The 24,062-nt window shown below is 62.6% G+C and carries 32 protein-coding genes and 1 tRNA gene; 17 read left to right on the top strand and 16 right to left on the bottom strand.

The window, feature by feature from the left end; all coding sequences use genetic code 11:
- Positions 1 to 107 precede the first annotated feature (107 nt).
- From JLZ96_RS18010 to JLZ96_RS18000, 3 genes are read right to left on the bottom strand one after another with little or no spacing between them, the layout of a single operon-like run.
- Positions 108 to 323, bottom strand: a complete 216-nt coding sequence (locus JLZ96_RS18010; protein WP_201010890.1) for a hypothetical protein — start codon at positions 321 to 323, stop codon at positions 108 to 110.
- The gene (locus JLZ96_RS18005; RefSeq protein WP_201010889.1) at positions 320 to 592 is read right to left on the bottom strand and encodes a hypothetical protein; all 273 of its coding nucleotides are present in this window, start codon (positions 590 to 592) and stop codon (positions 320 to 322) included. The genes JLZ96_RS18010 and JLZ96_RS18005 overlap by 4 nt, the downstream gene beginning before the upstream one ends.
- Positions 585 to 725, bottom strand: a complete 141-nt coding sequence (locus JLZ96_RS18000) for a hypothetical protein (protein ID WP_201010888.1) — start codon at positions 723 to 725, stop codon at positions 585 to 587. The genes JLZ96_RS18005 and JLZ96_RS18000 overlap by 8 nt, the downstream gene beginning before the upstream one ends.
- A 60-nt stretch (positions 726 to 785) precedes the next feature.
- Between JLZ96_RS18000 and JLZ96_RS17995 the strand changes: the two genes are divergently transcribed.
- Positions 786 to 950, top strand: a complete 165-nt coding sequence (locus JLZ96_RS17995; protein WP_201010887.1) for a hypothetical protein — start codon at positions 786 to 788, stop codon at positions 948 to 950.
- 254 nt (positions 951 to 1,204) lie between these two features.
- Here the strand turns inward: JLZ96_RS17995 and JLZ96_RS17990 are convergent, their stop codons facing one another.
- The 4 genes from JLZ96_RS17990 to JLZ96_RS17975 are packed head-to-tail and all read right to left on the bottom strand — an operon-like array spanning position 1,205 to position 2,393.
- Positions 1,205 to 1,429: a hypothetical protein gene (locus JLZ96_RS17990; protein WP_201010886.1), complete on the bottom strand. Its 225-nt coding sequence runs from the start codon at positions 1,427 to 1,429 to the stop codon at positions 1,205 to 1,207.
- A 38-nt stretch (positions 1,430 to 1,467) separates the two neighbouring features.
- Positions 1,468 to 1,782, bottom strand: coding sequence for a hypothetical protein (locus JLZ96_RS17985; protein WP_201010885.1), 315 nt, complete (start codon positions 1,780 to 1,782; stop codon positions 1,468 to 1,470).
- Between the two features lie 50 nt (positions 1,783 to 1,832).
- On the bottom strand, positions 1,833 to 2,000 hold the full coding sequence (locus JLZ96_RS17980; RefSeq protein WP_201010884.1) for a hypothetical protein: 168 nt from the start codon (positions 1,998 to 2,000) through the stop codon (positions 1,833 to 1,835).
- 42 nt (positions 2,001 to 2,042) lie between these two features.
- The gene (locus JLZ96_RS17975) at positions 2,043 to 2,393 is read right to left on the bottom strand and encodes a hypothetical protein (RefSeq protein ID WP_201010883.1); all 351 of its coding nucleotides are present in this window, start codon (positions 2,391 to 2,393) and stop codon (positions 2,043 to 2,045) included.
- A 219-nt stretch (positions 2,394 to 2,612) separates the two neighbouring features.
- Between JLZ96_RS17975 and JLZ96_RS17970 the strand changes: the two genes are divergently transcribed.
- The 6 genes from JLZ96_RS17970 to JLZ96_RS17940 all read left to right on the top strand — a co-directional run bounded on the left by JLZ96_RS17970 (position 2,613) and on the right by JLZ96_RS17940 (position 7,409).
- On the top strand, positions 2,613 to 3,479 hold the full coding sequence (locus tag JLZ96_RS17970) for a hypothetical protein (RefSeq protein ID WP_201010882.1): 867 nt from the start codon (positions 2,613 to 2,615) through the stop codon (positions 3,477 to 3,479).
- Between the two features lie 259 nt (positions 3,480 to 3,738).
- Positions 3,739 to 4,185 (top strand): hypothetical protein, encoded by a 447-nt coding sequence (locus JLZ96_RS17965; protein WP_201010881.1) that lies wholly within the window; start codon positions 3,739 to 3,741, stop codon positions 4,183 to 4,185.
- Complete coding sequence (locus JLZ96_RS17960) at positions 4,182 to 4,622, top strand: hypothetical protein (RefSeq protein ID WP_201010880.1); 441 nt, start codon at positions 4,182 to 4,184, stop codon at positions 4,620 to 4,622. Before JLZ96_RS17965 ends, JLZ96_RS17960 begins: the two co-directional genes overlap by 4 nt.
- 335 nt (positions 4,623 to 4,957) lie before the next feature.
- Complete coding sequence (locus tag JLZ96_RS17950; protein WP_201010878.1) at positions 4,958 to 5,632, top strand: hypothetical protein; 675 nt, start codon at positions 4,958 to 4,960, stop codon at positions 5,630 to 5,632.
- A 228-nt stretch (positions 5,633 to 5,860) separates the two neighbouring features.
- Positions 5,861 to 6,022, top strand: a complete 162-nt coding sequence (locus tag JLZ96_RS17945) for a hypothetical protein (protein WP_201010877.1) — start codon at positions 5,861 to 5,863, stop codon at positions 6,020 to 6,022.
- 472 nt (positions 6,023 to 6,494) lie between these two features.
- Positions 6,495 to 7,409, top strand: a complete 915-nt coding sequence (locus JLZ96_RS17940; protein WP_048318625.1) for an AfsA-related hotdog domain-containing protein — start codon at positions 6,495 to 6,497, stop codon at positions 7,407 to 7,409.
- Here the strand turns inward: JLZ96_RS17940 and JLZ96_RS17935 are convergent.
- Complete coding sequence (locus tag JLZ96_RS17935) at positions 7,387 to 8,028, bottom strand: ScbR family autoregulator-binding transcription factor (protein WP_027497477.1); 642 nt, start codon at positions 8,026 to 8,028, stop codon at positions 7,387 to 7,389. The two genes, JLZ96_RS17940 and JLZ96_RS17935, sit on opposite strands and share 23 nt — an antisense overlap.
- Positions 8,029 to 8,190: 162 nt before the next feature.
- Between JLZ96_RS17935 and JLZ96_RS17930 the strand changes: the two genes are divergently transcribed.
- From JLZ96_RS17930 to JLZ96_RS17920, 3 genes are all read left to right on the top strand, one after another.
- Positions 8,191 to 8,658: an NUDIX domain-containing protein gene (locus tag JLZ96_RS17930; RefSeq protein WP_094644300.1), complete on the top strand. Its 468-nt coding sequence runs from the start codon at positions 8,191 to 8,193 to the stop codon at positions 8,656 to 8,658.
- A gap of 71 nt (positions 8,659 to 8,729) precedes the next feature.
- Positions 8,730 to 8,882 carry a hypothetical protein gene (locus JLZ96_RS17925; protein ID WP_155288446.1) on the top strand — a complete coding sequence of 51 codons (153 nt, stop codon included), beginning with the start codon at positions 8,730 to 8,732 and terminating at the stop codon, positions 8,880 to 8,882.
- A gap of 55 nt (positions 8,883 to 8,937) precedes the next feature.
- Positions 8,938 to 10,404, top strand: a complete 1,467-nt coding sequence (locus JLZ96_RS17920) for an MFS transporter (RefSeq protein WP_027497475.1) — start codon at positions 8,938 to 8,940, stop codon at positions 10,402 to 10,404.
- Between the two features lie 11 nt (positions 10,405 to 10,415).
- Here the strand turns inward: JLZ96_RS17920 and JLZ96_RS17915 are convergent, their stop codons facing one another.
- Positions 10,416 to 11,138, bottom strand: a complete 723-nt coding sequence (locus tag JLZ96_RS17915) for a GAF and ANTAR domain-containing protein (RefSeq protein WP_027497474.1) — start codon at positions 11,136 to 11,138, stop codon at positions 10,416 to 10,418.
- A 110-nt stretch (positions 11,139 to 11,248) separates the two neighbouring features.
- Here JLZ96_RS17915 and JLZ96_RS17910 point away from each other — a divergent pair, with 110 nt between their 5' ends.
- The 4 genes from JLZ96_RS17910 to JLZ96_RS17895 all read left to right on the top strand — a co-directional run bounded on the left by JLZ96_RS17910 (position 11,249) and on the right by JLZ96_RS17895 (position 14,544).
- The gene (locus JLZ96_RS17910; protein ID WP_027497473.1) at positions 11,249 to 11,716 is read left to right on the top strand and encodes a universal stress protein; all 468 of its coding nucleotides are present in this window, start codon (positions 11,249 to 11,251) and stop codon (positions 11,714 to 11,716) included.
- 103 nt (positions 11,717 to 11,819) lie between these two features.
- Positions 11,820 to 13,616: a TIGR03767 family metallophosphoesterase gene (locus tag JLZ96_RS17905; protein WP_201010876.1), complete on the top strand. Its 1,797-nt coding sequence runs from the start codon at positions 11,820 to 11,822 to the stop codon at positions 13,614 to 13,616.
- Positions 13,613 to 13,963, top strand: a complete 351-nt coding sequence (locus JLZ96_RS17900; RefSeq protein ID WP_167327169.1) for a hypothetical protein — start codon at positions 13,613 to 13,615, stop codon at positions 13,961 to 13,963. The genes JLZ96_RS17905 and JLZ96_RS17900 overlap by 4 nt, the downstream gene beginning before the upstream one ends.
- The gene (locus JLZ96_RS17895) at positions 13,960 to 14,544 is read left to right on the top strand and encodes a hypothetical protein (protein ID WP_201010875.1); all 585 of its coding nucleotides are present in this window, start codon (positions 13,960 to 13,962) and stop codon (positions 14,542 to 14,544) included. The genes JLZ96_RS17900 and JLZ96_RS17895 overlap by 4 nt, the downstream gene beginning before the upstream one ends.
- A gap of 24 nt (positions 14,545 to 14,568) precedes the next feature.
- Here the strand turns inward: JLZ96_RS17895 and JLZ96_RS17890 are convergent, their stop codons facing one another.
- From JLZ96_RS17890 to JLZ96_RS17880, 3 genes are all read right to left on the bottom strand, one after another.
- Entirely contained in the window at positions 14,569 to 15,189 is a 621-nt protein-coding gene (locus tag JLZ96_RS17890; protein ID WP_201010874.1) for a YdeI family protein, read from the bottom strand.
- Between the two features lie 120 nt (positions 15,190 to 15,309).
- Positions 15,310 to 15,386, bottom strand: a tRNA-Ile gene (locus JLZ96_RS17885).
- A 69-nt stretch (positions 15,387 to 15,455) separates the two neighbouring features.
- Positions 15,456 to 17,591: a molybdopterin-dependent oxidoreductase gene (locus tag JLZ96_RS17880; RefSeq protein WP_201010873.1), complete on the bottom strand. Its 2,136-nt coding sequence runs from the start codon at positions 17,589 to 17,591 to the stop codon at positions 15,456 to 15,458.
- A gap of 85 nt (positions 17,592 to 17,676) precedes the next feature.
- Here JLZ96_RS17880 and JLZ96_RS17875 point away from each other — a divergent pair, with 85 nt between their 5' ends.
- The 3 genes from JLZ96_RS17875 to JLZ96_RS17865 all read left to right on the top strand — a co-directional run bounded on the left by JLZ96_RS17875 (position 17,677) and on the right by JLZ96_RS17865 (position 19,675).
- Positions 17,677 to 18,480: a serine hydrolase gene (locus tag JLZ96_RS17875; RefSeq protein WP_201010872.1), complete on the top strand. Its 804-nt coding sequence runs from the start codon at positions 17,677 to 17,679 to the stop codon at positions 18,478 to 18,480.
- A 144-nt stretch (positions 18,481 to 18,624) separates the two neighbouring features.
- A complete protein-coding gene (locus JLZ96_RS17870; protein WP_032368158.1) occupies positions 18,625 to 19,137 on the top strand; it encodes a DUF3145 domain-containing protein in 513 nt (170 codons plus the stop codon).
- 88 nt (positions 19,138 to 19,225) lie between these two features.
- Complete coding sequence (locus tag JLZ96_RS17865) at positions 19,226 to 19,675, top strand: cold-shock protein (RefSeq protein WP_032368157.1); 450 nt, start codon at positions 19,226 to 19,228, stop codon at positions 19,673 to 19,675.
- Positions 19,676 to 19,859: 184 nt separating this feature from the next.
- Here the strand turns inward: JLZ96_RS17865 and JLZ96_RS17860 are convergent, their stop codons facing one another.
- From JLZ96_RS17860 to JLZ96_RS17845, 4 genes are all read right to left on the bottom strand, one after another.
- On the bottom strand, positions 19,860 to 21,293 hold the full coding sequence (locus JLZ96_RS17860; protein WP_201010871.1) for an acyl-CoA carboxylase subunit beta: 1,434 nt from the start codon (positions 21,291 to 21,293) through the stop codon (positions 19,860 to 19,862).
- 132 nt (positions 21,294 to 21,425) lie between these two features.
- Entirely contained in the window at positions 21,426 to 22,676 is a 1,251-nt protein-coding gene (locus tag JLZ96_RS17855) for a KasA/KasB family beta-ketoacyl-ACP synthase (protein ID WP_027497449.1), read from the bottom strand.
- Positions 22,677 to 22,684: 8 nt separating this feature from the next.
- Positions 22,685 to 23,029: a meromycolate extension acyl carrier protein AcpM gene (gene acpM / locus JLZ96_RS17850; protein ID WP_045841363.1), complete on the bottom strand. Its 345-nt coding sequence runs from the start codon at positions 23,027 to 23,029 to the stop codon at positions 22,685 to 22,687.
- A gap of 88 nt (positions 23,030 to 23,117) precedes the next feature.
- Entirely contained in the window at positions 23,118 to 24,026 is a 909-nt protein-coding gene (locus JLZ96_RS17845; RefSeq protein ID WP_032382776.1) for an ACP S-malonyltransferase, read from the bottom strand.
- Positions 24,027 to 24,062: the final 36 nt, after the last annotated feature.

The following is a 24,062-nucleotide window of genomic DNA, read 5'->3' as shown; positions in this document are numbered from 1 at the left end:
AAGGCCTAGCGGCAAGTCATCTCGCCGTCAGATGGCCAGCGCGTAGTCAGTCTGCCTGTCCGCCCTCGGCGGACCGAACGTGCCGTGGCCCGAAGTCGGGGAATTGGTCATCGTCTCTTATCCTCGTAGTAGCCCGGTGATGTCAGCGGAGTGCCCCGCTCCCAACGCTTCACCGGGTCGGTCACGGTCTGGATCGGGACGTCCCGCACGAAACCGAAAGCACCACTGAGCAGCTCCTTGGGTTCGTGCTGACGCGTCTCGGTGTCACGGCTGACGTCGAAGCCGATCAGTTCGTGACCGAACACGGAGAGCGAGACGTTCATCGCGGGCGAACGGCCTTGATGCGCATGACATTGGACTCACACTGATCCATCCCCTTGGAGAGGTCGAACCTGACCTTCGTGGTATCGGGCCATCCGTCCATTGCAGCAAGGATGTCGCTCAGGAGGGCCTTGTCGGTCTCGTGCGGGCTGACATCGAGCTGGAGCGCGGTCTGGACGACGGGACGGCGTGGGCGGCTCATCGCCGCCATCTGAGCGGTCTCCATGTGCTGCTGACGTGGCTGCTGGCTCCACCTTGGTATGTCAGTCATTGAAGTTCACCGCATCGAGATCGACGGCGTAGTGTGCGCGGATTGCGCTGGCGAAATCACTTTCAGTCACGTCGTTGTACTGCTCCACATCGTGCTCGGTGAAGGCGACGACGCCCTTGGCTCCTGTGGGCACTTCAGGCTGTTCGCCGTGTCATCGTCCCATTCTTCGCCCAGGGCAAAGCGGTCCAGGACGATGACGAACGGGGTGGCAGTCTCCTCGGCGGTGCCGATGCTGCGGAAGACGGTGGGCAGTTACGTGGTGCGCATTCTCATGAGCGGCAGGTCTTTCCGTGAGGGTGACTATTTCAATCCGGGGTGCGTGTGGGTGGCCGGTTGGTACTTGCCCCGGTTGCGGTAACGCTCTTGGCCTCTGCGTGCCTCTTCGGCGGTCTTGCTGTCCGAGCAGTTTCTGACAAGCGGCCTGGCCGTTCTCCGGATCGAACTCGAGGTCGGGACGCTCGGCCACGTTCTCGATGTGGTCGGCGATCGTCGCTCGGCCCAAGCATTTCGGGCCTTTGATTTGGCATGTCCAGCCGTCGCGTTCGAGTACTGCGAGTCGCCAGGCTCTATGTCTCGGGGAGCTGGTCCTTGATGTTCCGTTCTGCCAGGACATCATTCGGCCCGTAACAGTGCGGTGTGCCAGACACTCCCAGCGTAATCAGCGAGGCCGAGCAGGCTCACGAAGTCCTGCTGACAGTCCTTGGTGGCGATCTGGACACTCAGATAGTCGGTGCCGTCCTCACGAAAGCCTCGGGACTTGGTAATCACGACGAAATCGACCAGGACCTTGGCAGCGCCTAAGCCGCTCACATCGAAATGCCGCTGAATTGCTGCCATAAGTGCTTCGTCGGCGTCGACCTATTCGGAAGTTCGAGTCACTCGAAATCACCACTCACGCCTATGGAAAAGCTTATCAGAACCATCTGGTAATCGGTTTGTGTCATGGATGTTTCACGCAACGCGTGACTTCCTTCCAGTATTGCGCGGAGCCTCGGTAAGAAGTCGGTGAGCGTCGAGCACTTCACCGAGATTGAAGCGGTCGATTCCGTCCATTGACGGCCTCGGAGTGACACGTTCGTCTTCGCCAGATATCGCACACGTTCGTAGCTGATCGCCTTATCTCCTCCGAGCGCGGGGAGCAGTCGAGACAATTCCTGCGGAGTTCCGATGACAGCCCTGGCTTCGGCCATTGCGGCCTCCTTGCGAGAACCACATCCAGGATCGAGCCGCACCACTTGCATCAGACGAGTCGCTCCACCGAGTAGCAGTACAGGCGACTCTGGCACTGCGGACACAGCCCTGCGAACTCTGGCTCCTCGGGCAGGTCGATGATCTCTCCGGCGTGCTCGACCGCGCTCACGATGCCGGCGAGATAAGCCTGTGCGTGATCGACCAGGGCGAGCTGCACGACGTGTCGGTGGAGCCATCTTGCTCGGCCTTCGACAGTCTCTCAGTATTCCCGTGGTACTCGAGATCCGTTCGGCTGCAATGGGCCTACGAAGTCCTGAGCGTGACTGAATGGAACCGGCAAGTATCGAATCTTGCGTTGGCTGGTGATTGCCAGTGCTGCCTGATCGAGGGACTTGGCGAGCCTGTGAGCGATGTCAGCGGCCTTGGGGTGGATCGGTAGGGGTTGGTCGACCTCGGTTGATCTCACGCCGTCCTGTCGTGCCACGGAATACTGACGGGTCGTTGTTGTCTCCAGATTGGGCCACAACCACTCGATGGCTTCGAGCTTGGCCATCAACACCTTGATCTCGGGACGGCTCAGTCGCAAAGCGTCCGTTTCGCCATTTGTCATACAAGTACACCTCCGTTATCTGTTCTGAGCGGAAGTGCACGAAAAACCAGCGTGATGGAAGGGCTAATTCTTTTTAGGGTGGCCTTGTACTAAAGCAGTACCAATCGTGTACCAATAAAGTCCGGGTAAACGAAAGAACCTCCGATCCGTAGGGGATCGAGTGCCTATCCGTGGGTGAAGTTCGCGGTGTCTAAGCACGAACTTCCCAGGGGGCGAACAATGTCGATTCTAGAGGCAACAGCTCCAGCGAGCAATACCAGGGAGTGCTTCCGGGAGTTCGCAAGGAAGCGCCTGCGCGTTGTTGCACTTAGTCGAGGCCAGGACCCAGACGAAGCCGAAGCTCTATATCGGTCCGAGTGGGCCGAGCGAAAGCGAATGGCGTCGATACGGGCCGAGGAAGTTGCACTCCAATCTCTTCGGCCACGAGCCAGTCGTGAAGACCGGTACTTCGGCCAGGTCTACGACAAGCACTACCGAGAAACGGTCGAAGCCATGCCGGTCCAGCCTGAGAGGGCAACTCGGCACCAGGACGTCATTGGTGACGTTGCACGCCGGGCGATATGGAAATTCTGGGACCTGGATATTGGCGATCTGCGGCAGGAGATCGAACTTGAGGCGTTGCTGCTCGAACGAGACACTCGTCCCCAAACCGTCCGGGATGCCGATGGGACCTGGGCGAGTCCGGGCTACATCACAACCTGCTTGAAGAACCGTGTCCGAGACTACGTTCGAGCCGAGTTCACACGAAGGAATACCGAAGTGCCCCTGACGGAGATTTACGAAGAACCTGTCGAGGACTTTCATGCGGACATCGAGCCTGATGTCGAGGTCTTCACGCGGGAGACGCTGAGGGAGGGACTCGTGCAGGTCGTCCTGAACCCGAATGATTTGCCTGCTCAGCTTCGAGGTCGGCTGAGTTCTATCCGGGAGAGTCTTACTCCTGCTGAGCACAGGGCCGTGTTGCACTACTCAGTCCTGAGGTACCTCAAGGACCATGGTCTCGACAGTCAGGCATCGGTCAGTCCTTCCACCCAGAGGACAATGCACCGCGTAGTCAGCAAGTACTTGGAGATCATCAACGAGTGACGTGATTGCTCGGGTAGACCGTTCACTCGTGTGGACTATTTGTCCCTATATATCTCTTTTATAGACATACCCCCGGAAATTGAAGACGTAGTAACAGGCTCTTTGAGCCCCTCCAGACCAGACAACATTTCAGAAGAGAACTTGAAGATTGTTTGAGTGGTACAGCCCACCTGCGCAAATACAAGAACACTGTCCACATCATGAGATCGTCCGTTGTGGGTCGCCATACCTTGTCGCATGGTGCTAATACGCTGAGGGCATGGCGAACCCAACGTGGTCAACTCGTGATTTCCCAGTTCTAGATGCTGTGGTGTCGATGCTCGATGACGGTGCAATGGAGGTGACGGACGATCAGATCGTCCAGCGCACCGGTCTCGATCCGAAGACTGTGCAAGTCGCCCTTCGTGGTTTGTCTAGCTCGCCGTCCTATCTTCGGCTCGCCTCCAACCAAGACGCGGGCGGTCGCATTCAGTACGTCTTCGGCGTCACCCACGAGGCCCGTCGCTTGGTGGGCTCGTGGCCAACTGCGGAAACTCTTGCGGACGCTTTGATCAGTCGTCTGCAGAGAATGGCTGACGACGAGACGGTAGAACCGGAGACTCGTGAGAGGGCAAAGGCGGGCCTGAGGGCATTCCTGGGAGCGGGGCGAGACGTTTTGGTGGGTGCTGCGGGGTCGGCACTCAGCGCAGGAATCATCGGCGCATGACCGACACATGGGCCGATCGCGATCCTCCGGTGTTGCGGGCGGCTGTCGCGCCTCGCGAGGAGAAGCGCTCGGCACGACGTGAAGACATCATGGAAGCAACGGGTTTCGGCAAGCGGACTGTCATCGCAGCCATAGATGCACTGTCCGCTGAGCAGCCGCCGTTCTTCGACGATTTACGGAACCACACAGTCAACGCTGGGTACAGATCGGTCGCCATGCCGACCGGCCATGCGCGCCGGACTGTGGGTCGATGGCCGTCGGGGGAATCAGTAATTGCTGCGCTGCTGCAGCAACTGGCGACCACAGCTGAGGACGACACCCAGAATGAGGGCACTCGGTCCCGTGCCAGGAAGATCAGAGACGCCCTGACGGACAATGGGGGCGCTGTATTGACTGGTGTGCTTACGTCGGTTCTCACCGCTCAGATGGGCTTGTAGGGAGTTTGCTGGACACGGGCTCGGGGAGACCCGACAGTAGGGTGTGAGTTCGCGTGTCGGAGCCTTCACGCATTCGAGTCGGAGAGGCCAGATGGGTAACGCGGGTGGGTTCAAGTCGCTGAGAGCGACCAAGCTGCTTCAGATCTTGAAATCTGAGCTGGGATATCGGGCGGTCACTAATAGCGGTCCCGGTAGCCACACGTGGCTGAGGGCCGATGGACGACCGCAGATCCGGTGGGCGTTTCACAACAAGGTCAATCTGTCCCCACGCACCGTCAGGGATGTACTGGTCAAACAAGCTGGGCTTACACTGGATGAAGCTAAGGAGGTGCTCGGTGTCGACTGACCTACATATCGTCTACTCGGAGAGTGGCGAGGACTATGGCTGGACTCTGGAGTCCCCTCAAATCCCCGGTCTGATTGGCGGTCGTTCGAGCAGCTCTGAACTCCTGCGTGACACCGACGAGATCATTAGGTTCGCTGCCCCAGGAGAATCTTGGGAGAAGACGTTCCTTCATGAGCAGCACAGCGTGGAGGACCCAGATGGGAACGAGTACCTGATCAGGTGGCTCGTCGCAGTAGACGGTGATCTGGAGGACGAGGACCGAGCGGAGGGTAGACAGCAAGTCGCTGGTCGGCTGAATGCTGCTGCTCAGGCCGGATTTCCGGAGTCGGAGCGAGCGGCGCAACCGGTACTTCCCACATCCGAGCGGCTACTGATCGCCGTTTTAGCTGACGACACCCTCGGTTTCGTGGAGGACCAGCTCGGCGATGGGTGCGCGGTGCTCAGTCAGTACGGGGGTCAAGATGTGCTGATCTCGATTCCGTTTGGAACTTCTGGGTTGGGGACATCGACTGGCAAGTTCTCCCTGGAGGAGCTGGGTCTCACTCGGCAGAGCACATTCGCTGAGATGTACGACTCGGTCCTTACGCATGAAGCGGGACGTATTGATCGGTCAGTGCACCAGGAGTCCAAAGCGATCGAACGGCCAGTGTCACTGTCAGTTTGATTCTATGAGCCAAGTGATCGTCCCGTGACTCGCTTCGCAGATGCGCCATCCGCACGGGCGTTCGTACCGAGATGCGGCGGAGCTAAGGTGCCCCATCAGTCCCCTCGGTGAGTCACCGACGCGAAGGGGGCTTTGCAACTCCGGTCGCACTGGAATCGTTACGGATCGACCCGGCGGTGGAACAGGCCCACCATTGAATGGAACGCACTGCGACGCTAAGGAATGACCATGAGCTACTTCGGTGATGCACAGAAGGCGATTGCGGACCTGGACCTCGGTGACTTATCTGTCGATCAGAAGATCGAGTTGTCGAAGAGTCGGGCGCTACTTGCGGTCGCTGCGGAACTGTCGATCCTGAGGGAGAGGTTCCCTGAGCGGACCGAGCGCTAGTTGCATGTGAGCCCGGCAAATCCACCCAACACTTTGACCCCCAATCAGCCCCGAAAACCGACGATTAGACGCGATCGTCCGCAACCACTTGAAGCACATAAAACGCCAGCTCTAAGTGGATACAGGCGAACATCTGCGGTCAACGAAAATTCGTGGATACAGCTACGGAGGGTTCCTGGTTCGAGTCCAGGTGGGGGAGCGCATTCCCCGTCAGGCTTGTCCGGGCGGGGATTTTTGCTGTCCGGGGTCGCTCGCCCGTGACCGGGTCGGTCGGCGAGAACGTACCGCACATGTGGTACCGAGAGTCCCGGACAGCTATCAGATCGTGACCGAATCTTCTGTATATCGATCGAATGAATCAGGTCGACGGATGCCAGTTTTGTCGGTGTCTCGCGACATACTGTTCGTGCGATCCGGGACGCTCGGAAGTGCTGGAAAAAGACGGATCGGTCGGGTTCTAAGGGGCTTTGAAGTGAGTTTGAGTTACGCATCGACCGTTCCACGCCAGCTCGTGCATCGGCGCTCTCCGGCGGACGTGCTGTTGACCGACTACGAGACGGTCGACGGTATGCATCGTGCGGCGGTACAGCTGCCGACGTCGCATCGCATGTTCGTGCCGGTACGTCGCACCCACGATTCGTTGATGATCGCCGAGGCGCTGCGGCAGGCAGTGAGCCTGTTCTGTCACGTCGAACACGACGTCCCGCTCGACCACGTGGTCTACATCGAGCACTTCCGGTTCGACATTCTCGACCTGCTGTCGGTCGACAACATCGACGATTCGCTTGTCGCCGAGTCGATCACGACCGACCGCACATTCGAGGACGAGTCGCTGGACAACCTGAAGCTGTCGGCTCGACTGCTCAACCGCGGTCAGGTCGTCGCCTCCGGAACGGCGTCCGTGCGTCCCATCGGACCGGACGTCTACTCCAAGGTCCGCAAGCCGACCATGGCCGACCCACACTTTCGGTACCTTCCCGCCGGAACCGAGGTGGTAGAACCGGCCGGAGTCGGCCGTCTCGACCCCTCAGATGTCGTACTGGCTCGTCATACCTCGGACGGGACGCTCGTGGTGGCTCCGGATCCGCGGAACCTGGCGATGTTCGATCATTCGGTGGAATACCTACCGGGCGTCACCATGCTCGAAGCCGCCCGTCAGGCGTTGCGTTTGGCCACCGGTTGCGTGGGACTGGACTTCACGTCCCTCGAGGTCAGGTTCTTGGGGTTCGCCGAATGGGCCAACCCGTGCACGGTCATCGTCGACAGCGACACGACCGACGGCATTCACCGCATTCAGTTCGAGCACGACGGGGTCGTGCTCTCGGCGATGTCCGTCACGGCGACACCCGAACCGTGGCTACCGCTCAGCGATCGTTCCAGTCGATGAGCGGTGCATCGGCTACCGCTCGTATCCGGGCCAGTCGCCGGCGAGGGGCGATCGACGGTAGCAACAGGTGCCACATCTCGGTCATCCGAAGCTGGAGGTCGGCGCGTCCGGTGAGCATCTCCGAGACGGTCTGAACTCCCGTGAAGGATGCGACGATCATCCTGGCGAGTGCGGCCGTGTCCACGTCGTCGACGATGTCGCCTTCGGTCCGGGCGCGCTCGGTCAACTTCGCGATCATTCCGATCCAGTCGTCGAACGATTGCGCATTCGGATTCTGAGCCGTCGTCGATTCCAACGTCAACCGCATGCCGCCACGTGCGATGGGGTCGGTCTGCAGCTGACGCGCCAACTCCTTGGTGATCAGGATCAGGGCATCGATGGCCTTCGGTGTGCTTTCGATGATGGTGACGGTGGCAGCGGTGGCAAGAGCCATCTGTGCCTCGATCACGGCCTGCGCCAGATCTTCCTTCGACGAGAAGTGGAAGTACATCGCACCCTTGCTGACGCCGGCGTTGGCGATGATGGTGCTCAGACTGGCTGTGCCGTAGCCGAACTTGTCGAAGCTCGATGCGGCTCCCACGAGTACGGCCTGCCTGGTCGATTCTGCGCGCTCTTGCATCGGTAGACAATAGCTGGTACCCGCTTTCGCGGCACTCTCCGAGTCAAAAGACGGCAATTCACCGAAAATCGGTGTCGATGCCCAAGGGGCGAACCGTGCGGGCCTGCTCGAATGGTGATGGGGAATGACGGTGAGCGTGCAAATTGATGGCACGCTCATCACATGGTCAACAAGAGCGCGGGCATTCTGCTGTTTCGGGTGAACGCCGACGTGGTGGAGGTTCTGATCGCCCATCCCGGCGGCCCGTTCTGGGCGCGGAAGGACGACGGTGCGTGGTCGATAGTGAAGGGGGAGTTCACCGAAGCCGAAGACCCGTGGGCGGCGGCTCAGCGTGAATTCCGAGAGGAAGTCGGCATCGAGGTGCCTGCGGGCAACCCCATCGAGCTCGGCACCGTCACACAGCGCGGCGGGAAGATCGTCACCGCGTTCGGGATCGAGTCCGACCTCGATGTCTCCACTGCGATGAGCAACACATTCGAGATCGAGTGGCCGCCGAAATCCGGAAAGATGCAATCGTTTCCCGAGGTAGACCGCATCGAATGGTTTTCGGTGCCGCTGGCGAGGACAAAGCTACTGGCCGCGCAGCACCCATTTCTCGACGCAGTGGAGGCCATTGTGGAGTCGCGCTAGTTTCGGCGTCGAATCCAGGGGTATCCGGCGGCCGGAAACGACGGCCGCGGATGCAGGGTGGGAAGTGGAACATGACACCGATGGAAACGACCGACGCCGACACGGCTCGCGTGGAAACGGCTCTGCTGGAAGGTCAGTGGGCAGGTCGAATCGTGGCCTCGGGGTTCGTGGCTCTGGCCACCGGCCTGTCCTGGATGTTCGCCGCGTCCGCAATGATCGGCTAGCAATACCAGACCGTTCGGTCGATACTGCTCAGCGACTACTACGAAGGGCAGTGCAGTGACCGACGGTATTGCGTCAGCGACCCCACCGGCGATCGAGGTACCCAAGCGCGCCTGGCAAGCCCTGGTGGTTCTGTTGCTCGGCATGTTCATGGCCCTGCTCGACACCACCATCGTCAACGTCGCATTGCCGACGATCAGCACGACGCTGGAGGCATCGGAATCCGTTCTGTCGTGGATCATCTCGGGTTACGCGCTCGCGTTCGGTCTCGCTTTGATTCCGGCGGGCAAGGTCGGGGATCGGATCGGGCACAAGTGGGTGTTCTTCACCGGCCTCGCTCTGTTCACAGTGGCCAGCTTTGCCTGCGGACTCGCTCAGGACGATCTGCAGTTGGTGGTTGCCCGAGTGGTTCAGGGTCTGGCAGGCGGGATGTTCGTGCCCGCTGTCACAGCGTTCATTCAACTGCTGTTTCCAGGCCCTGTGCGCGGCAAGGCATTTGCGATCATGGGTGCGGTCATCGGAGTGTCGACTGCGTTGGGGCCGATCGTCGGCGGGTTGATCATCCAGGCTTTCGGTGAGGAGAACGGCTGGCGGTTGGTCTTCTGGGTCAACCTGCCGATCGGCATCGTCGGTCTGATCGCGGCGGCGGTTCTGCTGCCGAAGAAGGATGAATCCGAGCCGACTGCAAGGCCGGGCATCGACTGGCTCGGGTTGGTGCTGATCTCCGCCGGCCTCATCGCGCTGCTCGTACCGCTGATCGAAGGCCAGGAGCTCGGGTGGCCGTTGTGGACCTACGTGACCATTGCTGCAGGCGTGGGCCTGATTGCAGTGTTCGGCTGGTGGGAGGTGATCCACAGCGGTCGTGGACACAATCCGCTCGTGCCGCCGCGACTGTTCACCCGACCGGCATTCACCGGCGGTGTGATTCTCGCGCTGGTGTACTTCGCAGCGTTCACCAGCATCTTCTTCACCATCTCGTTGTTGTGGCAGACCGGGCTCGGCAATACGGCCCTCTCGTCCGGGTTGGTCTCGATACCGTTCGCGATCGGCAGCATCATCGCGTCCTCGCAGAGCAACAAGCTCACGATCCGACTCGGCCGCACCGTACTGATCCTCGGCGCATCGCTGGTGTCGATCGGCTTGATCTGGCTGTGGATCATCTTGGCGACCAGTTCCGCCGACACCATCTCCCATTGGACTCTGCTGGTCCCGCTGTTCATCGCGGGCTTGGGCAACGGCGCGTTCATCGCTCCCAATGCGCAGTTCATCGTCGCAACCGTCGACCGCGACGACGCAGGGGCCGCGAGCGGCGTCATCTCGACGATGCAGCGCGTCGGCTCCGCAATCGGTATCGCAGTCATCGGTAGTGTGCTGTTCGGCTCACTCACCATCACCGGCCCCGATACCGTGGGATCCGGCTTCCTGCACGGTGCCGCAATGGCCATGGCCGTCAGTGCCGCGTTCAGCGTCGTTGCGTTGGCGTTGGTGTTCGCTCTACCGAAGAAGGTGCAGAGCGGTCACTGATCTCGGCTCGTTCAGCTCGACAGGCCCTTGCCGTGCCGCTGGACGACCGTCGATGCGAGATCGGCGATCTTGACGTTGAGATCCTGCGACGATTTGCGGAGCAGTGCGAACGCTTCTTCGTCGGATACTTTGTGCAGCGCCATGATGAGGCCGATCGCCTTGCCGATCTCACGGTTACTCTCGAGGCCGTCGCGCAAGGTCGATGCCTCTTGGCCGTTCAGCATCGCCCCTACCGTCACAGAAGTGAATGCAGTCAGGATGACGGCTTTGTCGGCGGTGTCGGCATCGAAGGCACCTGCGGTGTCGGTGAACAGGTTGAGAGCACCCACCTTCTGCTCGTCGACCTTGAGGCGGAACCCCATCGCTCCCCGGACCGGCGTGCGGTTCAGGACACCCCGAGCCATTGCGGGCCACTGGGTGGGGCTGCTGAAATCCGGCTCGAGTTGGACGGCCTCGGTGGTCAGCGCATCCAGGCACGGTCCCTGACCTGTGGCGCGTTCGATGTCGTCGACGACGCGTGCCACGTCATCCGAGGCCGCGACGGTGACGGCCTTTCCGTGGCGCAACAACATGAGACTCGCGTGATCGCAGTGAGGGACAACCATCGTCGCGGCGTTGCAGATAGCGGTGTAGACCTCTTCTGCGCTACTGCCGCGATACACGATGTCGGCCAGAGCGGCGAATACAGTTGCCGGGTCGGTCGACGGAGCGTCGAACTGTTCGTCGTCGGTCATTGCTTCTCCCGTCGTGTGGCGCATGCCGGGCAAACCGGTTGCGCAGCACATCAACCGTACCGCCCTGCGCCGGGGTCCCTGCACCAACGGGCTGGCAGTAGCCTCATGTCGTGAGCAATGCGCAGGAATCTACGGGATTCGAGTACGGCCACGACGGCCCGAAGTCCATCGTGGTGGGCGTCGACGGCTCGGATTCGTCCTGGCGGGCCGCCGCATACGCCGGAGGACTGGCCCGTAGGCAACAATCGCTTCTGGTGCTGGTCTACGTGCAGCCCATCGCCACCGCGTCGTGGGGCCAGGCGGGGATCTCGATGGTGGAAACGGGCCGACAGATCGCCGACGAACTCCTCGACTACATCAGAACCTCGGTGGCCCGCTTCGGGGAGCGAGAGCAGGTTCGCTGGGAATTCCGCACTGCGCAGGGTGATCCTTACAACGGACTCGTCGCGGTTGCCGATGGACTCCGCACCGACGCCGTCGTGGTGGGGGCCTCCGAACGCGCCGGGCACCGATTGGCGGGATCTGTGGCAGTGCGACTGGTCAAGGCGGGCCGCTGGCCGGTCACAGTGGTGCCATGAAGGCTCGAATTCCAACCAGTCCGCGGTTTTCCCTGTAAAAATAGGCATTCACCTCGTCGGATGCGAGGCGCATGTGGTGCGGTTCTCGGATTCGGGGAGTTCCATGGCTGGTCTGTCGCGTCGTCAATTCGTCACCCGGGTGGGCACCCTCGCCGCGGCATGGGGAATCGCACCGCAGGTTCTGGGCCACGCCCTTGTCGCTCGGGCGCAGCCGGCGTCAGGAGAGACAGATGTCGGCGGAACGCTGGCGCAGACCATCCTGAGATCGTCGACCGGCCCCGGTCGGTACCGGGTGCTTGCTGCGGGGCCGGGTGAGCCCTACGTCCCTCGCCTCGACATCCTCGGGCGGGCACCCAGCGCGTCTCGGGTGCAGGCCAGGCGGTCGTTGCTCTACCTGGGGCACCTGTCGGACATGCATGTCATCGATGCGCAATCGCCCGGTCGGATCGAGCCCATGATCGTCTCCGACCATGCGGCGTGGGGCTCGGCCTTCCACCCGCAGGACCCGCTGACCGTGCACGTCACGGCAGCGATGGTGAAGGCATTTGCGGATGCACGAATCAGTTCGGTCACCGGCGCTCCCATGGGGGCCGCGGTTGTCACCGGTGACAGCGCCGACATGCATTCTCATCTCGAACTTCGTTGGTACATAGACGTTCTCGACGGCGTCGCGGTCCGGCCTACGAGTGGCGCATCCGACGTCTTCGAGGGCGTGCAAGCGTGGCCCGAGGCGCAGTGGGCGTATCGGCCGGGCGACCCGTCGGGAGGGTCGTTCGGGGACTACGGATTTCCGACGCTTCCCGATCTGTTGACGCAGGCGATGTCGGGGACCGTCGAATCGGTGGGGCTACCCGTCCCGTGGTATTCCGTCTACGGCAATCACGACACGTTGTTGCTCGGCACGTTCGATCTCTCCTCTCAGCTGCATGCCCTCGCGGTCGGCGGACAGAAGGCGTACACACTCGAAGCGACGGCCACGTCGGCATTGGCTGGGTACGCATCGACGGGTAGTCCGCTGCAGAGGATGGTCGATGCGCTCGGAGTCGGATCCGGTGCCCGGCCCGGGTTTCGAGCAGTGTCGGCAGATCCGGCTCGGTACCTCTTCGAGCAGCGTGAGTTCATGCAGGAGCACTTCGAGACGACTCCCACCCCAGGGCCGATCGGGCACGGTTTCACCCAGCACAACCTCGACTCGGGTGAAACCTGGTGGGCGGCGGACCCGACTCCGAACGTTCGCACGTTCGGACTCGACACCTGCAACGCCGTCGCCGGGCCCGACGGTGCGGTGCCCGAGGACCAGTTCGACTGGCTCACCCAGCAATTGGAGAAGGCGCAGGCCGAACGCAAGCTCGTCCTGATCTACACCCACCACAACAGCCTGACCCTGGAGAACCGTGCACAGCGGCCGGGACAGTCGGTGAAGCTGTACGGCGCAGACGAATTCATCGACCTGCTTCTGAAATATCCTGTGGTGATCGGTTGGCTCAACGGTCACACCCACCAGAATCAGATCCTGGCGCATTCGCGAGACGGACGAGGGTTCTGGGAGATCACCACCGCGTCGTGCATCGACTTTCCGCAGCAACAGCAGGTGGTGGAGATCGTCGACAACAGAGACGGGACATTGTCGCTGTTCACGACCGTGCTCGATCACGCGTCGCCGATCACGCCCGGGAACAGCGGCAGCTACCTGGACCTCGCCTCGCGTAGTCGTGAGTTGGCTGCGAACGACTGGGCCGAGAATCCGCTGATGCGACGAGGTTCGCGCCTCGACCGCAACACCGAACTCCTCCTGCCCGCGCCGTTCGACCTGAGCGCCATCACCGACGCTGCTCTGGAACAGCAACACCTCGACGAGCACGCCAGACTGATTGCGTACGAGACGAGGCAGGGACGATGAACGTTGTTCGTAGACATCTCATCTCGGTGGCGGCAGTGCTGGCCTGCGCGGGGTGCTCGCAGACCGCCGCGCTCGCGCCGGTCGGGGGAGCCGAACTCGGGAACCTCCGCTACGCGGTGAACGACGTTCTGTTCGAGCAAGGAATCGAGATCCTGGTTGCGCCCGTGTGCTCGGGCACCGGGGCGGACATCGAATGTGCCGGGACGACAACCGGTAACGAGACGATTACCGGTACGGCCACGTCCGACGATGCCAGTACCGTCGAAGTGAAGGTCGGCGCAACCGTTCTCTACTCGGGTTCGGTGCAGGACGTACTCGACCGCAATTCGACGGTCGGTGCGCCATGAGAGGGGTGCTACTGCTCGCATCGGTGGTTATCGTCTCGGCTCTGATTCAGGCGCTGACCGTGGTGGGGGATCCGGCTCCGACGTCCTCCCTGAGATTCGCTGCGCTGGTCGTCGTTTCCGCCGCAACGGTGGTGTGTGCGCTGTGGTTCACCGCCTCGATAGCACTCGACGTGGTGGACGGTAATGCGTCGGGCGCATCGAGCCGGACGTTGCGACGACCGCGGGTACTGGCGTGGTGCGTGGTGCTGACCGGGATGGCCGTTGCGCTCGCAATTCTCTTCCCCCTGCTCCCGGCTGCCGTCATAGTCATTGCGCTGCTGATACTTCCAGCGGCGGTCGACGGTCGCCGAAACCCTCTGCGCGCTGCACTACACACCGTGAAGCAATCCCCGTGGCGCTGTACCGCAGCGGCGGTCATCACGATCCTCGCCTACCTACTCGGCTGGGTGGTGGCACTCGTGCTGGGATTCTTCGTTACCGGCGTGGTGGCGGCATTCCTGACGTGGCTGTGGTTCGGGGCCACTGCTGCTGCACTGCTGGTGTATTGGTCGGCGTTGTATCGCAAGGTGGTAAGGACTTGATTGGCGCTCGCGAAACGGCTCCACTCAGCCGCGGGCACGTCGACCGATCGCGGCCTCGGCCACGATCTGATCGATTCGACCTGCACGAGTGTCGTCTCGAACGGCGCTGACAATCCACCACAGCATCTGCTTACGGGCGCTGGGAGGGAAGTCGTCCCAATTGTTACGGGCGTTTGGGTCCCGGTCGAGTGCTGTTTTCAACTCGAGCGGTTCTTCGAGATTCTCGACCGGATCGGAAATTGTCCACCACCCGTTCGACTGTGCGGCAGCAATGGCGTGGCGACCTGCGTCGGTCATGAGGTCGCGTTCTTCCATATCGGCTGCGCGTTCTCGGTTGAGTCTGGTCCACGGGCTCTTGGGTCTGCGCGGTGTGAACAGCTGCAGGCCTCGGTCCTCGTCGAGAATGCTGCTGGTGGAGTCGATCCAACCGAAGCAGATGGCTTCCTCGACAGCCGCGGGATAGGGGCAACGGGGTCGGTCGGCACCGGTGCGCCATGAACAGAGCCACACGCCTCGGGTCGAGCTGTGATACTGCGACAACCAGGATCGCCACTGCGCCCGCGTCTCGGCATGGATGATCGGGTAGTCGAACTTCCACGTCGGGGGATGGGCTGACGCGGGCGGCGACGATTCCGACGCAGTCATGCGCTCGCGCGATCGACTCGACCCGGTGTTGCCTCGCTCTGGTTCCACATCGCTTCAGTGTCCCCACCATCGAGGACATCCGCTGTCCTTGATGGCTCGCACATTTCGACAGCCGGCTCGTGGTGGGGCGGGCGGGGCTCGAACCCGCGACCAATGGATTATGAGTCCACGGCTCTAACCGACTGAGCTACCGCCCCAATCCCGTACCAGGTACGAGCCAGCAGAATCGTACAGAATCACGCCGTCTCGTGGTTCCATCGGGGGCGCTACTTGGCCCTCACCTGCACCGGAACGCCGTTGAGAATCGCGTTCGCCGATACCGCGTCGACTCGGGCGGGGTCGGTGATGTCGTTGACGCTCGGTCCGGTGACAGTGGTGGCGACCGAGAGCTGCACGCCGGGGCGCTGATGACCGAATCCGTGCGGCATGCTCACCACCCCGGGCATCATCTTTTCGGACGCCGCAACCTCGATGTCGACGGTACCGGCCGCGGAGGTGACCGACACCATCGAACCGTCCTCGATCCCGCGCTGGAGGAGATCGTTCGGGTGGGCCAGAAGCTGATGTCGCGCTTTGCCTTTGGTGAGCCGAGCGGTGTTGTGCATCCACGAGTTGTTGCTGCGCAGATGCCGTCGACCGATCAGCAGGAGCTCGTCGTCCTTGGGGACAACGCTCGAGTTCATCAGATCCACCAGAGCAGGCAGTTCGCCGACCACCACGTCCTGAATCAGTTGAACGCGCTTGTCCTTGGTCTTCAGTTTCTGTGGAAAGCCCGGCCGCAGCGGACCGAGATCGATGCCGTGTGGGTTGGCTCGAAGCTTTCTCAGCGACAACCCTTTTCGTCGGCTACGGAGCAGGATGTCGAGAGTGCGAGCAGGGGACAGGCGCCGACGGGCCTCGCCGATGACGCTCTTCGGCGTCAATCGTGCCTTCAGGCGATCGACGGTGGAGCCTGCCATGCGGTTCTTGTAGCGCAGTGACAAGTCGCGGAAGATCTCCCAATCGTGCTTGGCGTCAGTCTGTTTGAGTAGAACTGCGGGCATGTACTTGGCAGTGTTGTGTACCGCGAAAGAATTGAAGATCAGATCGTAGTGATCGCGTTCGAGGGACATCGTCGGCGGCAGAATTACGTGTGCGTGCCGCGAGGTCTCGTTGATGTAGAAGTCGAACGACACCATGAAATCGAGTCCCGCGAACGCGTCGTTCAGGGTAGTACCGCCGGGCATCGACAGCACCGGATTGCCGGACAGGACGGCCATGGCACGAATCTGGTCCTTGCCCTCGGTGGTGATCTCGTCGACAAGCGTCGAACAGGGATACTCGCCGGCGAACTCGGGGAGATCGCGAACGCGGCTGCGCCACTTGTCGAAATGGCCACGACCGACGATGCCCTGCGAGATCAGATCGATCGCCGGATCGGTCACCATCGCACCGCCCGGTCGGTCGAGATTGCCCGTGATGATGTTGAGTACCTGGATCGCCCACTGGCACACCGTGCCGAACTGCTGCGTCGACACCCCCATCCTGCCGTACGCCACTGCAGACTTCGCCGCAGCGAATTCCGTTGCGAGAGAGGAGATGTCGTCTGCCGACATGCCGACGATCGGCGCCACCGCCGTCGGCGTGAATTCGGCGACGAGATCGGCAAGTCGATCGGCACCGTCGACGTAGTCGGCGACTCGGACGGAGCCGTCGGCGACAATCGTGTGAATCATCGCCAGCAACAGCAGCGCGTCGCTGCCGGGACGAACGAAGAAGTGGGTGTCGGCAATATCCGCCGTTTCGGTCTTACGTGGATCGACCACTACCAGTCGGCCACCCCGCTTACGGAGTGCGCGTGCTCTTTTGGCGAAGTCGGGCACCGTCATCATGCTGCCGTTGGAGGCCATCGGATTGCCGCCGAGGACGAGGAAGAAATCGGTTCGATCGATATCCGGAATGGGCAGCAGGAGCTGGTGGCCGTAGAGCAGATGGTCGACGAGCTGGTGCGGCAACTGATCCAAGGACGTCGCCGAGTACCGATTGCGGGTGCGCAGCAGCGACGTGAACGGAATGCCGTGGGTCATCGCACCCATCGAGTGCACGTTGGGATTGCCCTGATACAGCCCGACAGCATTGGATCCGTAATTCTTCCGCGTCGAGACAAGGCCATCGACGACGAGGTCGTACGCTTCCGCCCAGCCGATCTTCTCCCACTTCTCACCCACCCGCTTGACCGGTGTGGTGAGCCGATCGGTGTCGGCATGAAGGTCGATCAACGACAGAGCCTTCGGGCAGATGTGGCCCCGGGAGAGTGGGTCCTTCTCGTCGCCGCGGATCGAGACCACCGCGTTGTTCTCCACCGTGAATTCGAGACCACAGATCGCCTCGCACAGATTGCACGATCCATACACAACCGACATCGCATTTCTCCCATTCCTGTCGTCCGAGACTAGCCCGGCGGGGGACCGATCCACCGGCATCGACGGACAATTAGGCTTTGGGGTCGTGACTACCCTCGATCTCACTGCCTCGTGGCCCGTCGACCATGTCAGTGCTGCCGTCGTCACCGACGCCGGAGTGCGGGAGGAGGTGGGGGACACCGCGCGCGTCTTCGAGCTGGCGTCGGTCACCAAATTGCTCGCCGCCTATGCGGTGCTCGTTGCGGTCGAGGAAGGTGCCGTCGAGCTCGATCAGCCCGCAGGGCCGGAGGGGTCGACTGTGCGGCATCTGCTGGCGCATGCCTCGGGACTGGCGTTCTGCGAGCGGAAGGTGCAGGCTCCTGCCGGCACAAAGAGGATCTACTCGAGCGCGGGATTCGAGGTCTTGGCCGAGCTCATCGAAGCAGAGTCGGGAATTACCTTTCCCGACTACCTGGATGAGGCCGTCTGCGGACCGCTCGGGATGGTCGACACGTCGCTGCCCGGGTCGGCCGGTCACGGTGCCCGTTCGTCCGTTGCAGACCTGACCAAGTTCGCCGCGGAGCTGTTGGAACCGACTCTCCTCGCGTCGCAGACACTGTCTTCGGCCGTCGACGTGCAGTTTCCCGGCCTGAACGGAATCGTGCCCGGGTACGGATCGCACAAGCCCTGCGACTGGGGTCTGGGGTTCGAGCTGCGCGACGACAAGACCCCGCACTGGACTGGCAGTAACAACTCGAGGGCCACGTTCGGCCACTTCGGACAGGCCGGGACGTTCCTGTGGGTGGACCCGTCGGTGAGGATCGCGTGCGTGGTGCTGACCGATCGAAACTTCGGAGATTGGGCCAAACCGCTCTGGCCCGAGCTCTCCGACGCCGTCCTGGCCGGGTGAAACACCACCGTTCACAGATTGCACTGGCGCAACAGGGGCAACTCGGGGCACACTAGTGCACACACGCGTTGAATCGCTGCAACCAGTTCGAGCATGTCGAGGTCGTTGGGGAAGACGTCCCTCGTCGAAGCTGGAGGTAGTGCAATGCGTGGATCGAACCAATTCGCAGATGCGACGTCGGGTGTTGTGTACATCCACTCGTCGCCCGCTGCGCTGTGCCCGCATGTCGAATGGGCGTTGTCCGACGCCCTCGATTGCCGTGCCAATTTGAAGTGGTCCGCGCAGCCGGCCTCCGACGGACAGCTGCGTGCCACCACTGACTGGATCGGGCCCGTGGGCACCGGGGCGAAGCTCGCCGGCATCCTGCGGTCCTGGCAGATGCTGCGCTACGAGGTGACCGAGGATGCCAGCGAAGGCGTCGACGGCGAACGGTTCTCGCACGTACCCGGCTTGGGTCTGTGGCGCGGATCGACGAGTGCCAACGGGGACGTGGTGCTCGGCGAGATGCGACTGCGCGCGCTGATGGAGAACAACCAAGGCAATCTCGCCGCCGCAGTGGAGCACGCGCTCGGCTCGGATTGGGATGCCGCTCTCGAGCCGTTCCGCACCGGAGGCGCAGGAGCAGAAGTGACCTGGCTCAGCCGCAACGTCGGCTAGCAGCGGTTGCCGGGAATTCGTCGCGGCGGTAGTTTCGCGTTCGTGCCTGGGGTAGGCATGTGGGAACGACCGTGGAGTGGTGAGTTCGATGTTGTCGACCGGAAAAGTGATTCGATTCGACGAGTTCAAGGGGTACGGATTCGTAGCGCCGGACGAGGGCGGCGAGGACGTGTTCATCCACGTCAACGATCTGGACTTCGACAAACGACTGTTGGCACCGGGAGTACGCGTCGAATACGTTGCCGTAGACGGTGACCGTGGTCTGAAGGCCACCGAGGTCCAGATCATCGACGGGCCGACGTCGACCGCTCTGGTTACCCGTCACAAACCCGACGTCCCATTTCACAACACCGCACCCGTCAGTGGTCACCAGCGCCACGACGACGCAGGCGCGGACGTCCTGTCCGAGGCGGACTTCACCACAGAGCTGACCGAACAACTACTGACGTCGAACGGCACGCTCACGGCTGCGCAGATACTCGACGTGCGATCGGCCGTAGTTCGACTGGCCCACGATCACCGATGGATCCAGGGCTGACCGACCTCGATTGCCCTCGTTCGCCCGCCCTTTGCCCTCGTTTCGCCCGTCCCCGGTGTGAATCAATGTGGCTTTCTTGCACATGGAGTGCCTGAAAGGCGCATTGATCCCAACCGGGGTGGGGTCTCGGGGTGGGTTCTCGGGGCAGGGCTGACGGACCGCAGGAAGTAGCGGTCGGAGTCGATCAGAGCGGGATGTTCTTGTGATTTCCGCGAGCCGCCGGTGCTGCGGCGAGAGCCTTCGCAACCGTGCTTCGGGTCCTGCTGGGCTCGATGACCTCGTCGACGACGCCGATGGCAACTGCGCGATCGACACCGCCTGCGATGCTTTCGTGCTCGACGGTGAGGCGGTCGTGCAGTGCCTCTCGCTCTTCTTCCGGTGCGGCGGCGAGCGCCTTCTTGTGCAGGATGCCGACGGCAGCCTTCGCGCCCATCACGGCGACCTCGGAGCCGGGCCAGGCGTAGACCGCGGTGGCACCGAGTGCGCGGGCATTCATGGCGATGTACGCGCCGCCGTAGATCTTGCGAGTGACCAGCGTGACGCGGGGGACGGTGGCCTCGGCGAACGCGTGCAGCAACTTCGCTCCGCGGCGAACGACGCCTTCCCATTCCATGCTGACGCCCGGCAGGTAGCCCGGAACGTCGACGACCACGATGAGCGGAATGCCGAAGGCATCGCAGAGGCGAACGAAACGCGCTGCCTTCTCGGCACTTTCGGAGTTCAGGCAGCCGCCGAGTCGGATGGGGTTGTTGGCGATCACGCCGACGGTGCGGCCACTGATGCGGCCGAGCCCGATGACGATGCTGCGAGCCCAGCCGCCCTGGAATTCCTCGAACGTCGATTCGCCTTCGACGTTGTCGAGCAGTTCGTGAATGATCGGGTGCACGTCGTAGGCACGACGGTTGGATTCGGGCATCAGTGCGCGTAGATCGGTGTCGCCGTGTTCTGCGGCGGCGATGTCGAACACGCCCTGCTCGCAGAACATCGACACCAGACGGCGGGCGCGGGTGAACGCGTCCATCTCGCTGTCGGCGACGATGTGGCAGACCCCGGACTTCTTGTGGTGCGTGTCGGGGCCGCCGAGCGACTCCATATCGACCTGTTCGCCGGTGACGCTGCGAACGACGTCGGGTCCGGTGACGAAGACGCGTCCCTCGGGAGCCATGATGACGACGTCGGTCAAGGCGGGACCGTACGCTGCACCACCGGCTGCGAAACCGAGGACGACGGAAATCTGTGGGACGAGGCCGGACGCTCGCACCATGGCCTCGAAGACGAGTCCGACGGCATGGAGAGCCTCGACGCCCTCGGCGAGGCGAGCACCACCCGAGTGCCAGACGCCGACGATCGGGGCGCGCTGTTCGATGGCGGTGTCGATCGCGGCAACGATGTGCTTGCAGCCGTCCACCCCCATGGCACCGCCCATGACGGTGGCGTCGGAGCAGTAGGCGATGGTACGGACGCCGTCGATTTCGCCCGATGCGGCCAGAATTCCCGACTTGTCCCGATCATGCAGGGGGACAGTGGTTCCGGCGTCGAAGAGCTTTTCGAGGCGGGTGAGGGGGTCGCGCGGATCGGTGGAGGTGCCGGATCGTGTGACAGGGGCCAGAATGGTCATCGCGTTGTCCTTCTTCAGGGCCCCTGGCGGGGGCGAGGCCCGAGCCGGGGCCGTCCGTCGAAATAACGGCCCCAGCTCGGATCATGCACTGCGAGAGCGGGATTCGCTGAGTCGAGAAGTCGACTCAGCGGATCACGCCTTACCGAAGGCGAGCGCTACGTTGTGCCCACCGAATCCGAACGAGTTGTTGATCGCGTAGTCGATCTGTCCGACGCGGGGCTCGCCCTTGACGACATCGAGATCGATTTCGGGATCCTGGTTCTCCAAATTCAGTGTGGGAGGGATGATTCCCTCTCGCACTGCCAGCACCGTCAGTACCGACTCGAGGGCGCCGACAGCGCCGATCGAGTGGCCCAGAGCGGATTTCGGTGCGTACACCGCTGCGTGATTTCCGACTGCCTTGTTGATCGCCAGCGCTTCGGCGGTGTCTCCGATGGGAGTTGCCGTTGCGTGGGCGTTCACGTGGGTGATGTCGGACTTCTGCAGGCCTGCGGTCTCGATGGCGCGCTGCATCGCACGCGCGGCACCCTTGCCCTCGGGGTCGGGGGCCACGAGGTGGAACCCGTCCGAGGTGATTCCGGCACCGAGCAGGCGGGCGTGGATCGTTGCGCCGCGTGCCTTGGCGTGCTCCTCGGTCTCGATGACCATGAGCGCACCCGCTTCACCGAAGACGAAGCCGTCACGATCCTTGTCGAACGGACGTGACGCACCCTTCGGGTTGTCGTTGTTGGTGCTCATCGCCCGCATCATGGAGAAGCTGGCGATCGGAACCGCGTCGATGTATCCCTCGACGCCGCCGGTGACGACCATGTCCGCGTCGCCCATCACGATCATCCGCCATGCATGCGCAATGGCTTCCGATCCCGAGGAGCAGGCGGAGACGGGCGTGATGACGCCGGCTTGTGCTTTGAGCTCGAGCCCGACGACCGCTGCTGGGCCGTTCGGCATGACCATCTGAACGGCGAGCGGGGACACCTTGCGGTAGCCGCCGGCCTTCATCTTGTCGTTGGCGTCGATGAGAGAATCGCCGCCACCGAGTCCGGTACCAATCGACACGCCGAGGCGGAGGGGATCGACGTCGGGCGAGCCGGCGTTCTTCCAGACCTCACGACCGAGCACCGTGGACAACTGCTCCACGTAGCTCAGGCGACGGATCTCGACCCGCGAGAGCAGACTCTGCGGGTTCACCGCGAGGTGTCCGCCGATCCGCACGGGCAGGTCGTACTCGGTGACGAAATCGTCTTCCAGAGTGCCGATTCCGCTTTCGCCGTTCAGCAGACCCTTCCACGTGGCATCGACGTCACCCGCGAGTGACGTGGTCGCAGCAAGGCTGGTGACGACGACACTGGGGAAGCGTCCGTTGGCGGTGGATGGGTTGGTCATGGGTCGTGTCACTCGCTCGCGGAGTCGTCGAGCTTGGCCTTGATAGCTTCTGCGGCTTCGGGGTTCTCCGCTTCGAGCTTCTGGATGTAGTTGACGGCGTCGCCGACGGTGCGCAGACCTGCGAGGTCTTCGTCGGGGATCTTCACGCCGTACTTGTCCTCGGTCTGCACTGCGATCTCGACCATGGAGAGCGAGTCGATATCGAGGTCGTCCACGAAGGACTTCTCGATGGTCACCTCGGACGGTTCGATGCCCGTGACCTCCTCGATGATCTCTGCAAGTCCGGCGATGAGGTCTTCCTGGCTGGCCACTGTTGTGGCTCCCTTCTCTTCTGTGTCGAACGCCGAAGTCATGTGCTTCGAGACGCGGTTGTGCATTTCTGCCACTCGGGGAGTGGAAGTCGATCCGCAGTACCGAGACTGCGGTGTGAAGGTGACCGAGCTATCCGAGCTCGGCCAATGCGGAGATGTCCGCCGGTGTCTTCAGGCCGAGGTTGGGCACGCCGCGCAGTTCACGCTTGGCGATGCCGACCAGTGCGCCTGCCGGGGGCAGCTCCGCAAGTCCGGTGACCTGCGCGGTACGCAGGTATGCGCTGCACAGATCCCACCGCACGGGGCGGGTGACCTGGGCGGCAAGTTTGGTGAGCGCATCGGCACCCGATGCGACCGGCTGACCGTCCGAGTTGGACAGCAAGGTGTGCGTCGGCTCGGACGGGGTGATGGCGGCTGCGGCCGCGGCGACAGTGTCGCCTGCCGATGCCATGTACTTGGTGTGGAAGGCACCTGCGACCGGAAGTGCCCGGACCCGCGCCTTCTCGGGTGCGCTTTCGGCCAGTTCTGCCAGCTTCGTCAGCAGACCTGCAGCAACGATCTGACCGGCTGCGTTGACGTTGGCCGGGGCGAGATCGAGTTCTTCCAGCCGGGCCAGAACTGCGGCTTCGTCGCCGCCGAGCACGGCGGACATGCCGGTCGGTTCGAGGGCGCAGGCCTTGGCCATCGCAGCACCGCGCACCGCCGCCAGAGATACCGCGTCGTCGGAGGAGATCACGCCGGCAATGGCTGCAGCCGCGAGCTCGCCGACCGAGTGGCCGGCCACGATGGCGTCATCGGGGAACAGTCCACGCGAGGCGATTTCCTCGAAGGCCAGTAGGGCCGACGCCACCACCAGTGGCTGAGTCACCGCAGTGTCGGTGATTTCCTCGGCGGTGGCGGTGGTGCCGAGTCGCACGAGATCCAGGCCGGAGGCCTTGGACCACAGCGCCAGCCGATCGGCCGCGCCCGGGATTTCGAGCCAAGGCAGCAGCATGCCGGGAGTCTGGGAGCCCTGACCGGGCGCAAGCAACGCAATCACAGGGTTAAGAGAACACTGTCGGGCCCTCGATGAGTG

The sequence above is a fragment of the Rhodococcus sp. NKCM2511 genome (genome assembly GCF_014905595.1).
In the GTDB taxonomy this organism is placed as follows: Bacteria; Actinomycetota; Actinomycetes; order Mycobacteriales; family Mycobacteriaceae; genus Rhodococcoides; species Rhodococcoides fascians.
This window is presented reverse-complemented; position numbering and strand designations above follow the sequence as displayed.